Here is a 13,525-nt window from a genome sequence, read left to right on the forward strand (position 1 = left end):
TGTCCCTTCCCTCCGCACCCGACCAACGAAGGACGACGATGTCCCGCACTCCTGCGCTCACCTCCGCCGCGCGATCCGATGAGGTCCCCGGCTCCCCCCAGCCCCGGGGATTCCTCGTCCTCTTCGTGCTGAGCTGGTTCGGCCTCAACCTCGCGCTGAGCACGATCGGCGGCGCGGCCATGCCGAAGGCGTTCGCCTTCCTCGACGACGCGTCGAAGACCGTCGACCTCTCGGTCGCGACGGCGATCGGCGGCATCGTCGTCATCATCACCACCCCGCTGTTCGGACGGCTCAGCGACCGTACGCGGTCGCGCCTCGGCATCCGCCGCCCCTGGATCCTCTGGGGAGCGGCGACCGGGCTCGTCGGCGTCGCCGTACTGGCCCTCGCCGACTCCCTCTGGCCGATCGTGCTCGGCTGGGTGATCGTGCAGACCGGGTTCGGCGCCGCGAACGCCGCGGTGCACGCCCTGCTGGCCGATCAGATCCCGGCGCGCATCCGCGCCCGCGTCTCCGGCATCGCGAGCGCGTCGGCCAGCGTCGCCCTGATCGTCGGCGCGCAGATCGTCGCCGCACTGCCGAACGACTCCCGCTGGATGTGGTTCGTCATCCCCGGCGGCCTCGGCGCCGTGCTCACCGTGCTGCTGTTCTTCGGCCTCCGCGACATCGTCCGCACCGAGCCCCGCGAGCCCTGGAACTGGGCCGACGTGCTCAGCACCTACTGGCTGAGCCCGCGCCGGCATCCGGACTTCTTCTGGGCCTTCCTGTGCCGGATGTTCGTCACGATGTCGATCTTCTCGGTCGCGACGTATCTGCTGTTCTTCATCATCGACCGCCTCGGAGTGCCGAAGGAGGTCGCATCGGGGGTACAGGCCACGTCCCTCCTGGTCTTCACGATCGGGGGGCTGATCACCAACATCCTCTTCGGCTGGATCTCCGACCGCACCGGGCGCCGCAAGACCATCGTGTGGATCTCCTGCGCCTTCTCGGTCGTCGGGCTCACCATCGCGATGTTCGCGCCGAGCATCCCCGTCTTCCTCGTCGCCCTCGCCCTCGTCGGCGCCGCCCAGGGCGCCTACGTGTCGGTCGACATCGCCCTGATGACCGAGGTGCTGCCGCACTTCCGCGATGCGGGGAAGGACCTCGGCATCGTGGCGCTCTCGTACCAGGTGCCGCAGCTGCTCGTGCCGATCCTCGCCATCCCGCTGCTCGCGATCGGCGGCGGGCAGAACTACACGGCCCTCCTCATCGCGGCGATCGCGTTCGGGGTGATCGGAGGGCTCGCGGTGCTCCCCATCCGCTCCGTGAAGTAGCGGCTTCCGTCAGCGGCGCCCGCATCCTCCGAGGTGCGGGCGCCGCTTTCGTCTGCGGGGACGAATCACCGGGGAACTCTTGACCTGTGCCACGAATGCCCGTCCGCCGGTCGCGCCTACGCTCGGTCACACCGACCGCGTCCGCACTCGAAGAGGAGAACCCCGACCGGTCGGACGGCCCGGCGCCTCACCCGACGCCGTGACCGGCCCGACACCGATCCTCACGAAGGAGCCCGCAGATGCGCTCACCACTCCCCCTTCTCGCTGTCGTCGGCGTCGCCGCGCTCGCTCTGACGGCCTGCACCCCCGCCGCATCGACCGGGAGCCCCGGGAAGGACTCGCTCGGCACCCCGGCCGACGGGAAGACATTCACGGTCGCGTTCAGCAGCCCCGGCAACCTCGACCCGATCACCACCACGATGACCGGCGCTCAGAGCATCGGCCGTTTCCTGTGGGGCACTCTCATCGACCTCCGCCAGGAGGGACCGATCGTCTCGGGACTCGCCGAGAAGTGGGAGGCCGACACCACCACGGCCACCTTCACGCTGCACAAAGGCCTCACCTGCGACGACGGCACCCCGCTGACAGCGAAGGACGTCGCCGCGGAGTTCAACCACCTCGCCGATCCCGCGACCGCCTCTCCCCTCGCCGCGGGCAACTACCTCATCGGAACCACCGCGGTCGCCGACCAGGCCGCGCGCACCGTGACCGTCACCAGCGCCGCACCCAACCCGTTCCTTCTCGAGAGCCTGGGCACCGTGCCGATCGTCTGCGGCACCGTGCTGAAGGACCCCGACGCGCTGTCCAAGGGCAAGGGCGCGACGGGCCTGTTCACGATGACCGAGATCGTCCCGAACAGCCAGTTCACGATGACGCGGCGCACCGACACCTCCTGGGGGCCCGGCGACTGGGACCCCAAGACCAAGGGCCTTCCCGAGAAGGTCGTCGTCCGCATCATCGACAACCCGACGACGTCGACGAACATGCTCATCTCCGGCGAGCTCACCGCGGCCTCCGTCAGCGGCCCCGACCTCGCGCGGGTCAAGGGCAGGGGCTTCTTCGAAGCCTCGGCGACCGGCGTCGTCGGCCAGATCAGCTTCAACGAGGCCGCGGGCCGCCCCACGTCGGAACTCGCGGTCCGGAAGGCCCTCGTCGAGGCGCTCGATCTCCCCGAGCTCCGTTCCGTCGTCACGAGCGGCGACGGCGTCGAGCCGGCGAGCATCGTCACCACGGGCGCGAATCCCTGCCGCTCCGAGGAGGCGAAGGACGCGTTCCCGAAGCACGACGCCGCCGCGGCCGCGAAGACCCTGGACGAGGCCGGTTGGAAGAAGGGCGCCGACGGCATCCGCGCCAAGGACGGCGAGAAGCTCTCGCTGACCTTCGCCTCTCCGTCCTCACTCGGCGATCCCGGCACGGCGGCGTCCGAACTGGTGCTCAAGGCATGGACCGACCTGGGTGCGAAGGTCGAGGTGAAGACCCCCGAGAACAACGCGCTGCAGGAGCTCCTGTTCGTGACCAGCGACTGGGATGTCTCCGCCGTCCCCTTGCAGTTCGGGCTCCCGTCCCAGGTCACCCCGTACGTGACCGGGCCGGCGCCGACCCAGGGCGGCACCAACGTCTTCTCCGCCGACATCCCGGAGTACGCGAAAGCGGTCGCCACGGCGATGACCAAGCCCAGCACCAGCGGATGCGACGACTGGAAGGCCGCGGAGAGGTCCCTGTACGACAGCCTGACGATCGTCCCCTACGCCGGCCTGAAGGCGACCGTCTTCGCGAACAAGGCGAGCTTCGAGCCGGGCATCAACCCCGCCACGATCCGCATGTACGAATGACGGGACGCGACCGATGACCAGCACCACCGCGACACAGGCGATACTCCTCAAGGCCGCCCGACCGGACAATCCGTGGGTGGGTTTCCTGCTCCGCCGCGGAGGGCAGTTCCTGCTGTCGGTATGGGTGCTGGTCACGGCCGCCTTCCTGATGATCCACCTCATCCCCGGCGATCCCGTCCGGGCCGCGCTGGGGATGACCGCGCCGCCGGAGATCGTGCAGGCGCGGCGCACGGCGCTCGGTCTCGACAAACCGCTCATCGAGCAGTACGTCGAGTACATCGGGCGGCTCTTCCGCGGCGACATGGGGACCTCGATGCTGAGCAATCAGCCGGTGAGCGAGATCATCGCGACCCGCCTCCCTGCCACCCTCCAACTGGCGGTGCTCGCCGTGATCCTCGTGCTGCTCGTGTCGGTGCCGGTCGGTGTGATCATGGCCGTCGCCACCCGCGGCGGTCGCCGACGCGGGCTCGAGCTCGGCTTCGCCACGACGAGCGTCATCGTCGCCGCGATCCCCGAGTTCCTCATCGCCGTCGGGCTGGTGTTCCTCTTCGCGGTGACGCTGCAGTGGCTGCCCGTGGCCGGCAACTCCGGACCGTCCTCCTTCGTCCTGCCGGTGATCGCCCTCGCGATCGGTCCGATCGCGGTCTTCTCCCGCATCATCCGGGTCGAGGTGCTCTCGGTGCTGAGCCAGGACTTCGTCCGCACGGCCCGCGCGAAGCGACTCACGCCCGCCCGCATCTACCGGCGCCACGCCCTCCCCAACGCCCTGACGGCCACTCTCACGCTCAGCGGCCTGCTGCTCAGCGGCATGGTCGCGGGAACGGTGCTCGTGGAGATGATCTTCGCCTGGCCGGGCCTCGGGCAGATGATCGTGAACTCGATCCTGGCCAAGGACTATCCCGTGGTGCAGGCGATCGTGCTGATCTACGGTGCCGGAGTGCTGCTGGTCAACCTCCTGGTCGACGTGCTGCTGATGGTGCTCGATCCCCGCTCGACGATCAAGGAGGCATGATGGCCGCGCTGAAGAAATGGCGCGCCGTCGCCGCCACCCCGGTCGGTGCCACCGCCCTCGTCCTGCTGACGCTCGTCGCAGTCACGGCCGTCCTCGCCCCGATCCTCTGGGGGGAGGCGGCCGAGACGGCCGATCCGTCCGGGATGCTGCAGGGTCCGAGTGCCGAGCACCTCCTCGGCACCGACGCCCTCGGCCGCGACGTGCTGCTCCGCGTGCTCGTGGCGACCCGGCTCTCGATCCTGCTCGCGCTCGCCTCCGTCGCGATCGGCATCGTCCTGGGGATCGTCCTCGGCACCGCCCCGGCGCTGCTCCCCCGCTGGGCCGGACGCATCGTCGTCGGCGCGGTGAACATCGCGGTCGCCTTCCCGTCGCTGCTGCTCGCGCTGTTCTTCGCGGTGATCTTCGGCGTCGGCGTGTTCGGCGGCATGCTCGCGATCGGGTTCGCCATGGCCCCGAGCTTCGCGCGGTTCACGCACACCCTGTCCGCGGCGATCACCGGCCGCGACTACATCGCCGCGGCGCGCGTCGCCGGCGTCTCCCGGTTCCGCATCCTCATCCGCCACCTCCTGCCCAACATCGGCGAGCCGCTGGTGATCAACGCGACGATCGCCGCCGGCGGCGCGCTCCTCGCCTTCGCCGGCCTCTCCTACCTGGGCCTCGGCGTACAGGTGCCCGCCTACGACTGGGGCAAGCTGCTCAGCGAGGGCCTGAACCGCATCTACATCAACCCCGCGGCGGCGATCGGCCCGACCATCGCCGTGATCCTCACCGGGCTCGCGTTCAACCTGCTCGGCGAGACCGCCGCGTCGGTGCTCGGCGGGCGCTCCGCCCGCGTCTTCGGCATCCCGCTCCGCGGCGCGGCCCCCGTCCCCTCTGCCCACGCGCAGGTCGTCGACGACAGTATGGTGCTCGCCGTAGACGACCTGCGCGTGACCTTCCCCTCGCCGGCCGGCCCGATCACCCCGGTGCGCGGTGTGAGCTTCTCGATCGGCAAGGGCGAGGCGATCGGCGTGGTGGGCGAGTCCGGCTCGGGCAAGAGCCTCACCGCCCTCGCGATCGCCCAGCTCATCGAGAAGCCCGGCGATGTGGCCGCCGCGCGCCTCGACTTCGCCGGCACGCCGCTCCTCGGCGCCCCGGAGAAGTCCGTCCGCGCGCTGCTCGGCTCCTCCCTCGCGATGGTGTTCCAGGACCCGATGACCTCCTTCAACCCCACGAGGAGGATCGGGTGGCAGCTGGCGGAGGCCTCCGTCGAGCATCAGGGCCTCAGCTGGAAGCAGGCGACCGAGCGCGCCGTCGACCGCCTCCGCTCGGTGCGGGTGCCGGCGGCGCAGCGGCGCGCAGGACAGTATCCGCACGAGTTCTCCGGCGGGATGCGCCAGCGCGCGATGATCGCGATGGGCCTGATGAACACGCCGAAGCTCATCATCGCCGACGAGCCGACGACCGCCCTCGACGTCACCGTGCAGCGCCAGGTGCTGCGAGTGCTCGACAGCGTGCGCCAGGGCACCGACGCCGCGATCCTGCTCATCAGCCACGACATCGCCGTCGTCTCGCAGACCTGCGACCGGGTGCTCGTGATGTACGCGGGCCGGATCGTCGAGGACCTCCCGGCATCGCGACTGCACACCGAGGCCCGCCATCCTTACACCCGTGCGCTGATCGACGTCGTGCCCGAGCTCGACACCGACCGGGCCCAGCCGCTCAGGACCATCCCCGGGCGACCGCCCGCCCCCGGCGCGTTCCCCGCCGGCTGCGCGTTCGCCGATCGTTGCCCCCTGGCGACCGAGCTGTGCCGGGAGCAGGATCCCGGGCTGAGCGCGGAGCGCTCCGACCATCGCGTGGCCTGCTGGCATCCGGTCAGCGACGGCGCGTCCTCCCCCGCCGCCGGTCCGGTGCGCGTCGAGATCGAGGAGAAGAACCGATGAGCGAACTGCGCTTCGCGGATGTCAGCATCCGGTACGGCTCCGGCCGGAACGCCCTGACCGCGGTCCGGGGCGCCGACCTCGTCATCCCCTCCGGCAGCGTCGTCGGACTCGTCGGCGAGTCTGGTTCGGGCAAGTCGACGCTCGCCCGCGCGGCCATCGGCCTCTCGCCCCTCACCGAGGGGACCATCACCCTCGGCGGCGAGGACGTGCGCGGCTTCCGCCGCGGCCGGCGCCCGATCCAGATGGTCTTCCAGGATCCCTACTCCTCCCTCGACCCGCGGATGACGATCGGGGAGTCCATCTCCGAGGCGTTCCCGCGCGGGATGTCGGGAGTGCAGCGCCGCGCCGAGGTGCGCCGGCTGCTCGAGCTGGTGAACCTCGACCCCGAGCGCGCCGACGACCTGCCGTCGGCGATGTCCGGCGGGCAGCGGCAGCGCATCGCCCTCGCCCGTGCGCTCGGCGCCAGGCCCGACGCGATCATCGCCGACGAGATCACCTCCGCACTCGACGTGTCGGTGCAGGGCTCCGTGCTCAACCTCGTGCGCGATCTGCAGACCCGCCTCAGCCTCACCATGCTGTTCATCTCGCACAACCTCTCGGTCGTCCGCTATGTGAGCGACTTCGTCGCCGTGATGTACATGGGCCGGATCGTCGAGGTCGGCGAGGTCGACCAGGTGCTCTCCGACCCGCAGCATCCCTACACGCAGGAGCTCCTCGCATCGGCCCCGACCCGGCACGGCGACCTGCTGGCGATCGACGACGGCGCCGCGATCGACACCGAGCCGGCCGACCCGCACGATCCGCCGTCCGGATGCCGCTTCCACCCCCGGTGCCCGATCGGCCCGCTGATGTTCCCCGACCACACGGTGTGCACGACGGAGGAACCCGTCCTGCCCGCCGCCGGCCACGCGGCCGCCTGCCACTTCGCGGCGTCCGCGTCCTGAAATCCGCCCACGAGAAGGAGACTCCCCGCATGTCACGCCTCACCATCGACGACTTCTTCGCGATCGCGACGCCCGAGCAGCCCGCCCTCTCGCCGGACGGCCTGACGATCGCCTACGTGCTGCGGACCGTCGACCGCGACGCGGATCGCGATGTGCGCTCGCTCTGGGCCGTCCCCGCCGACGGCGGAGAGCCCCGGCGACTCACCCGCGGCACCGCCGACAGCACGCCGGCGTGGAGCCCCGACGGCGAGACGCTGGCCTTCCTCCGCGCAGCGGAGGACGCCGTGGAGCTGTGGCTGCTGCCTGCCTTCGGAGGGGAGGCCGCCCGACTCGCCACCCTCCCCCGTGGCGCGCGTTCACCTCGCTGGAGCCCCGACGGCACCCGGATCGCCTTCTCCGCACCGGTCGACATGACGACGATCGGCGGCGGCGAGCCTTCTCCGTCGTCGGCGCCCGTGGTCGCGGACGATCTGCGCTACAAGCTCGACGGAGTGGGCGTGTTCGGCACGATGCGCAGCCAGGTGCACGTCATCGACATCGGCGACGGGAAGGTCACGCGCCTCACCGACGGACCCGAGCACACCACCGATCCCTTCTGGTCGCCCGACGGCACCCGCCTGGCATTCTCGATGCCGGCGGCGGAGGACTCAGACCTGACGATGAGCAGCGCGGTGTTCACCGTCGATGCGGGTCACCCCGCACGGCACCCCGTGCGGGTCGGCGGCGAAGGGTTTCAGACCACAGCGGTGGGCTGGACGGACGACGGCGCGCACATCGCCGCGGCCGGCCGTCTCGACGTCGAGGTGGGCCACATCGGGCTACTCCTGATCCCGGTGGACGGCGGCGAACCCGTCGATCTGACCGCCGCTCTGGACCGCAACGTCATGGCCGGCGGCCCGGGCTACCCGGGGGCGCTCCCGCAGCGCAGCGCCGATGGGCGGCACGTGCTCTGCGTGCGCGAGAACGGCTTCAGCCAGGTGATCTCGCTCGCCCCCGACGGCTCAGACCGCCGCGAGCTCGTCGGCGGCACCGCGAACGTGTCCGGCGTCTCGGTCGCGGGCGACCGCGCCGCCGTGGTCGTGGGCACCGACATCGCGTTCGCCGATGTGGCCCTCCTCGACCTCCGCGACGGGACGCTCCGCACGCTCACCTCCTACGGCGCCCCCGCGTTCCCCCTGGCCGTCGCCGAGGAGCGTCGCTTCACGATCTCCGACGGCACCGTCGTGACCGGCTGGCTGCGCCGTCCCGCCGGAGCGGAGGGTCCGCTCCCCCTGCTGCTCGACATCCACGGCGGCCCGCACAACGCCTGGAACGGCGCAGCCGACCTGGCGCATCCGTACCAGCAGCTCCTCATCGCGGAGGGATGGGCCGTGCTGACGGTCAACCCGCGCGGCAGCGACGGCTACGGCGAGGCGTTCTACCGCGGCGTCACCGGCGACTGGGGGCTGAGCGACGCGCGCGACTTCCTCGAGCCGATCGACCGGCTCGTCGAGGAGGGCGTCCTCGACCCCGAGCGGCTGACGGTCACGGGCTACAGCTACGGCGGGTTCATGACCTGCTACCTCACCTCGCGCGACGATCGCTTCGCCGCGGCCGTCCCCGGCGGGGTCGTCACCGATCTGGTGAGCTTCGGAGGCACCTCCGACGTGGGCCACTACCTCGCGTCGAGCGAACACGGCGGACTCCCCTGGCGCGACGCGGAGCGCCTGCGCGCCCAGTCGCCCTACACTCAGGTCGATCGGGTGGTCACCCCGACGCTCATCCTGCACGGCGCCGCGGACGACCGCTGCCCGGTGGGGCAGGCCGAGCAGTGGTTCACCGCGCTGCAGGAGCGCGACGTGCCCTCCCGGCTCGTGCTCTACCCCGGAGCGTCGCATCTGTTCCCGATCACCGGCGCCCCCTCCCAGCGCGCCGACTTCAACGCCCGGATCACGGGGTGGATGCAGCAGCACGTGCCGGCGGATGCCCGCCCCACCCGCCCGCGCATCGATGCCGCCCACTGGCAGCAGCGCCTGAACGCGATCGCGTCGAAGCACCGGGTGCCCGGCGCCTCGCTCGGCATCCTCCGGCTCGGCGAGGAGCCCGCGTACGGCGCCTACGGCGTCCTCAGCGCCCGCACCGGCCTGACGGCGACCCCCGGATCGGTGTTCCAGATCGGCTCGATCACGAAGGTGTGGACCGCGACGGCGGCGCTGCGCCTCGTCGAACGCGGCGACCTCGACCTCGACACGCCCATCGTCCGCTACCTGCCCGAGTTCCGCGTCCCCTCCGAAGAGATCACGCAGGGCGTCACGCTGCGCCACCTCCTCACGCACACCAGCGGCATCGACGGCGACTTCGTGGCGGAGACCGGGCAGGGCGACGACGCGCTCGACCGCTTCCTCGGCGAGCTCGCGGACGTGCCGCAGAACCATCCGCTCGGCGCCACCTTCTCGTACTGCAACTCCGGCTTCTCGCTCGTCGGCAACGTGATCGAGCGCGTCACGGGGAAGACCTGGGACGAGGCGATGAGGGAGCTGGTGTTCGAGCCGCTCGGCCTCCCCGGCGTCACCACCCGGCCCGAGGAGGCGATCATGCAGCGCGCCGCGATCGGCCACACCGGGCTGGACGACGACGGCCCCGTGCAGGCCGGGCAGTGGTCGCTGCCGCGGTCGATGGGTCCCGCGGGGCTGATCAACGCCTCGTCCGCGGACGTGCTCGCCTTCGCGCGGATGCATCTCGAGGGCGGCGTCGCCGTCGACGGGACCCGCGTGCTGTCCGAGGACCTCGTCGCGGAGATGCAGCGACAGCAGGTCGAGGTGCCCGACCCGTACACGCTCGGCAGCGCATGGGGTCTCGGCTGGATGCTGTTCGACTGGGACGGCCGCCGGGTGTTCGGCCACGACGGCACCACGATCGGCCAGTACGCCTTCCTCCGCGTCCTTCCCGAGGAGGGCCTCGCGATCGTGCTGCTGACCAACGGCGTCGGCGGCAAGCAGGTGATGACGGAGCTGTTCCGCGAGATCTTCGCGGAGCTCGCCGACCTGCGCGTTCCCGGCGGCCTCGCGATGCCGGACGAGCCCTTCGACGGCGACGTCGACCGGGTGCTCGGCACCTACGAGCGGGCCGGCGTGACGGCGGACGTCTTCCGCGAGGAGTCCGGAGACGGGCTGCGCGTGCGCGTCACGCTGACCGGGCCGCTCGCCTCGATGCTGCCCAACCCGGTGCAGGAACACCGTCTCGTGCCCGTCGACGACCGGGAGTTCGTCATCCCGGTGGACGACGGCGCATCGACCATGCCCGTGATCTTCTACACGCTGCCCACCGGTGAGCTCTACATGCACACCGGCATCCGCGCGGCGCCGAAGGTGCCCTGATGCACGCGCAGGAGGCCCTCGTCGCGCACATCGGCGAGCTCGTGCGCCGCGAGTCGCCGTCATCCGACCTCGACGCGGTCGCCGAGAGCGCCGAGGTGGTGGCCGCCCTCGGCGAGCGCCTGCTCGGCGTCGCGCCGGAGCGCATCGTCGTCGACGGCTGCACGCACCTGGGCTGGAGCTTCGGCGTGCCGAGGGTTCTGCTGGTCGGGCATCACGACACGGTGTGGCCGCTCGGCTCGCTGGAGCGCCTCCCGTTCCGCGTCGACGACGGGATCGTGCGAGGACCGGGCTGCTTCGACATGAAGACCGGCGTGGTGATGGCGCTGCACGCCGTCGCAGCGCTGGACGATCGCGACGGCGTGGGCATCCTCATCACGGGCGACGAGGAGCTGGGCTCCCCGCGGTCGCGCGCGCTGATCGAGCAGCGGGCGACCGGATGCCGCGCCGCCCTCGTGCTCGAGGCGGCGGGCGACGGCGGCGCGCTCAAGGTGGCCCGCAAGGGCGTGTCGCTCTACCGCGTGCACGTCACGGGACGGGCCGCCCACGCGGGCCTCGAGCCGGAGAAGGGCGTGAACGCGGCCGTCGAGGCCGCGGAGCTGCTGCTCGCGGTCGCGGGGCTCGGCTCCCCCGATGCCGGCACGACGGTGACCCCCACGCTGCTGAGCGCCGGGACGACCACCAACACGGTTCCCGCGGAGGCGGCTTTCTCGGTCGACGTGCGCGTGCGCACCCTCGCGGAGCAGGAGCGGGTGGACGTCGCGATGAGGGCGCTACGGGGCCGCGACGCGTCCGTCCGGATCGAGGGCGGGCCGAACCGCCCGCCGATGGAGGAGGGCAGCGCCGCGGAACTGTTCGCGCTGGCCTCCCGCGTGGCCGCCTCGCTCGGCATCCCGCCGTTCGAGGGGATCGCCGTCGGCGGAGCATCCGACGGCAACTTCACCGCGGGGATCGGCGTGCCCACGCTGGACGGCCTCGGCGCCGTGGGCGGCGGCGCACATGCGGACGACGAGCACGTGATCGCGGAGTTCATCCCGCAGCGCACCGCGCTGCTGGAGGGGCTGCTGCGGGAGCTGCTCTCCGAGGGATCGCGAAGGAGCGACCGGTGACCATGATCGAAGAACGAGAGCAGGCGGCGCAGGACTCCGACCGGGCAGCGGCCGCGGCGGGCGTCGACATCCGGCTGCTGACCCGGCTGGAGGAGTTCGAGCAGGTCGTCGACCTGTTCGGCGGCATCTGGACTTCGTTGAACGACGAGCCCCCGCCGGTGAACACCGAGACGCTGCGCGCGCTCTCCAAGGCGGGCAGCTACCTCGGCGGCGCCTTCGACGGCGAGGAGCTGGTCGGCGCGTGCTTCGGCTTCCTCGCTCCGCCGAGGCGGCGAGCGCTGCACAGCCACATCGCCGGCGTCTCGGAGCGCATGCGAGGACGCAGCGTCGGCTTCGCGCTGAAGGTGCATCAGCGGGCCTGGGCGATCGACCACGACCTCGACGAGATCACCTGGACGTTCGATCCGCTCATCAGCCGCAACACGCACTTCAACCTGGTGAAGCTCGCCGCCACGGCGACGTCGTACCACCGCAACTTCTACGGGCAGATGCACGACGCCCTCAACGGCGCGGACGAGACCGACCGGATGCTCGCCACCTGGTTCGTGCACGACCCCCGTGTCGCCGCGGCCTGCGCCGGGAGCCCGTCCGATGCGACGGCGCCGGACGGCGAGCCGATGCTCTCGATCGGCGCCGGCGACGAGCCGCTCGTCGCCGAGCCCCGCGGCCGGATCGTGCGCGTGACCCTGCCGCACGACATCGAGCGCATCCGCCGCAGCGACCCCGAGCTCGCCACCCGCTGGCGGCTGGCGCTGCGCGACACGCTCGGCGACCTGCTCGACGGCGGAGCACAGGTGCTCGCCTTCGACCGCACCGATACGTACACCATCGACAGAGGAGAACTGGCATGAACCTGACTGGAATCGAACTGCGCGTCATCGAGATGCCGCTGGTGGCCCCGTTCCGCACGTCCTTCGGCGTGGAGACGGTGCGCGAGGCGATCATCGTGCGCGCGGTGACGCCCGACGCCGAGGGGTGGGGCGAGTGCGTGTCGATGCACGCCCCCCTGTACTCCTCCGAGTACGTCGAGAGCAGCATGGACGTGCTCCGCCGCCATCTGATCCCCGCGCTCGCCGGCGCCGGGTCCCTGGACGGCTCGAAGGTCGCGACCGTGCTGGAGCCCTTCAAGGGGCACCGCATGTCGAAGGCGGCGCTCGAGATGGCGGTGCTCGACGCCGAGCTGCGCGCGGCGGGCATCCCCCTGTCGCGGGAGCTGGGGGCCGTGCGCGCCGAGGTCGACTGCGGTGTGTCGGTGGGCATCATGGACTCGATCCCCGAACTGCTCGACGCCGTCGACGGCTACCTCGCCGAGGGCTACCAGCGCATCAAGCTCAAGATCGAGCCGGGCTGGGACATCGAGCCGGTGCGGGCGGTGCGGGAGCGGTTCGGCGACATCCTGCTGCAGGTCGACGCCAACACCGCGTACCGCCGCGGAGACGCCCGGTTGCTCGCCGGGCTCGACGACTTCGACCTCCTCCTCATCGAGCAGCCCCTCGACGAGGAGGACGTGCTCGGCCATGCGCAGCTGGCGGAGGTCGTGAAGACCCCGATCTGCCTCGACGAATCGATCGTCTCGGCCCGCGCCGCCGCGGACGCCATCGCACTGGGCGCCTGCTCGATCGTGAACATCAAGCCGGGTCGCGTCGGCGGCTACCTCGAGGCGCGGCGCATCCACGACGTCTGCCGCGCGAACGACATCCCGGTGTGGTGCGGCGGCATGCTCGAGACCGGCATCGGCCGCGCCGCGAACCTCGCCCTCGCCGCGCTCCCCGGCTTCACGCTGCCCGGCGACACCTCCGGCTCGAACCGGTACTACGCGCAGGACATTACCGACCCGTTCACGGTGGAGAACGGAGTGCTCCCCGTGCCGACCGGCCCGGGGATCGGCGTCACCCCGCACACGGACGCCCTCGATGCGGTGACCACCCGCACGGAGTGGATCACATTCTGATCCACGATCTGTGGGGCACGACGAAACGGCGTTAAGATCTCGTCGTGTCCCACAATCCGCCGCACGACCTGGTCGACGTAGCCTCGGGA

General features: G+C 71.4%; 9 protein-coding genes. All 9 read left to right on the forward strand.

Going from position 1 to position 13,525, the window contains the following annotated elements:
* The first annotated feature begins 38 nt into the window (after window positions 1-38).
* On the forward strand, window positions 39-1,310 hold the full coding sequence (locus ABWO84_RS10635) for an MFS transporter (protein WP_353114540.1): 1,272 nt from the start codon (window positions 39-41) through the stop codon (window positions 1,308-1,310).
* A 239-nt stretch (window positions 1,311-1,549) separates the two neighbouring features.
* A complete protein-coding gene (locus tag ABWO84_RS10640) occupies window positions 1,550-3,142 on the forward strand; it encodes an ABC transporter substrate-binding protein (RefSeq protein ID WP_353114541.1) in 1,593 nt (530 codons plus the stop codon).
* A gap of 13 nt (window positions 3,143-3,155) precedes the next feature.
* Window positions 3,156-4,154 carry an ABC transporter permease gene (locus ABWO84_RS10645; RefSeq protein ID WP_353114542.1) on the forward strand — a complete coding sequence of 333 codons (999 nt, stop codon included), beginning with the start codon at window positions 3,156-3,158 and terminating at the stop codon, window positions 4,152-4,154.
* Complete coding sequence (locus tag ABWO84_RS10650) at window positions 4,154-6,079, forward strand: dipeptide/oligopeptide/nickel ABC transporter permease/ATP-binding protein (protein ID WP_353114543.1); 1,926 nt, start codon at window positions 4,154-4,156, stop codon at window positions 6,077-6,079. Before ABWO84_RS10645 ends, ABWO84_RS10650 begins: the two co-directional genes overlap by 1 nt.
* Window positions 6,076-7,023, forward strand: coding sequence for an ABC transporter ATP-binding protein (locus ABWO84_RS10655; protein ID WP_353114544.1), 948 nt, complete (start codon window positions 6,076-6,078; stop codon window positions 7,021-7,023). Before ABWO84_RS10650 ends, ABWO84_RS10655 begins: the two co-directional genes overlap by 4 nt.
* 29 nt (window positions 7,024-7,052) lie before the next feature.
* On the forward strand, window positions 7,053-10,379 hold the full coding sequence (locus ABWO84_RS10660) for a serine hydrolase (protein WP_353114545.1): 3,327 nt from the start codon (window positions 7,053-7,055) through the stop codon (window positions 10,377-10,379).
* Entirely contained in the window at window positions 10,379-11,485 is a 1,107-nt protein-coding gene (locus ABWO84_RS10665; RefSeq protein WP_353114546.1) for a M20 family metallopeptidase, read from the forward strand. Before ABWO84_RS10660 ends, ABWO84_RS10665 begins: the two co-directional genes overlap by 1 nt.
* Window positions 11,482-12,336, forward strand: coding sequence for a GNAT family N-acetyltransferase (locus tag ABWO84_RS10670; RefSeq protein ID WP_353114547.1), 855 nt, complete (start codon window positions 11,482-11,484; stop codon window positions 12,334-12,336). The genes ABWO84_RS10665 and ABWO84_RS10670 overlap by 4 nt, the downstream gene beginning before the upstream one ends.
* A complete protein-coding gene (gene menC, locus ABWO84_RS10675; RefSeq protein ID WP_353114548.1) occupies window positions 12,333-13,436 on the forward strand; it encodes an o-succinylbenzoate synthase in 1,104 nt (367 codons plus the stop codon). Before ABWO84_RS10670 ends, menC begins: the two co-directional genes overlap by 4 nt.
* The last annotated feature ends 89 nt before the right edge of the window (window positions 13,437-13,525 follow it).

Origin of the sequence: Microbacterium sp., from assembly GCF_040394595.1 — a bacterium.
Classification (GTDB): domain Bacteria; phylum Actinomycetota; class Actinomycetes; order Actinomycetales; family Microbacteriaceae; genus Microbacterium.

Bases quoted from the DNA above. Each gene is read 5' to 3' on its own strand.
- ABWO84_RS10635 (WP_353114540.1), top strand. From the start codon at position 39: ATGTCCCGCACTCCTGCGCTCACCTCCGCCGCGCGATCCGATGAGGTC.
- ABWO84_RS10640 (WP_353114541.1), top strand. From the start codon at position 1,550: ATGCGCTCACCACTCCCCCTTCTCGCTGTCGTCGGCGTCGCCGCGCTC.
- ABWO84_RS10645 (WP_353114542.1), top strand. From the start codon at position 3,156: ATGACCAGCACCACCGCGACACAGGCGATACTCCTCAAGGCCGCCCGA.
- ABWO84_RS10650 (WP_353114543.1), top strand. From the start codon at position 4,154: ATGGCCGCGCTGAAGAAATGGCGCGCCGTCGCCGCCACCCCGGTCGGT.
- ABWO84_RS10655 (WP_353114544.1), top strand. From the start codon at position 6,076: ATGAGCGAACTGCGCTTCGCGGATGTCAGCATCCGGTACGGCTCCGGC.
- ABWO84_RS10660 (WP_353114545.1), top strand. From the start codon at position 7,053: ATGTCACGCCTCACCATCGACGACTTCTTCGCGATCGCGACGCCCGAG.
- ABWO84_RS10665 (WP_353114546.1), top strand. From the start codon at position 10,379: ATGCACGCGCAGGAGGCCCTCGTCGCGCACATCGGCGAGCTCGTGCGC.
- menC (WP_353114548.1), top strand. From the start codon at position 12,333: ATGAACCTGACTGGAATCGAACTGCGCGTCATCGAGATGCCGCTGGTG.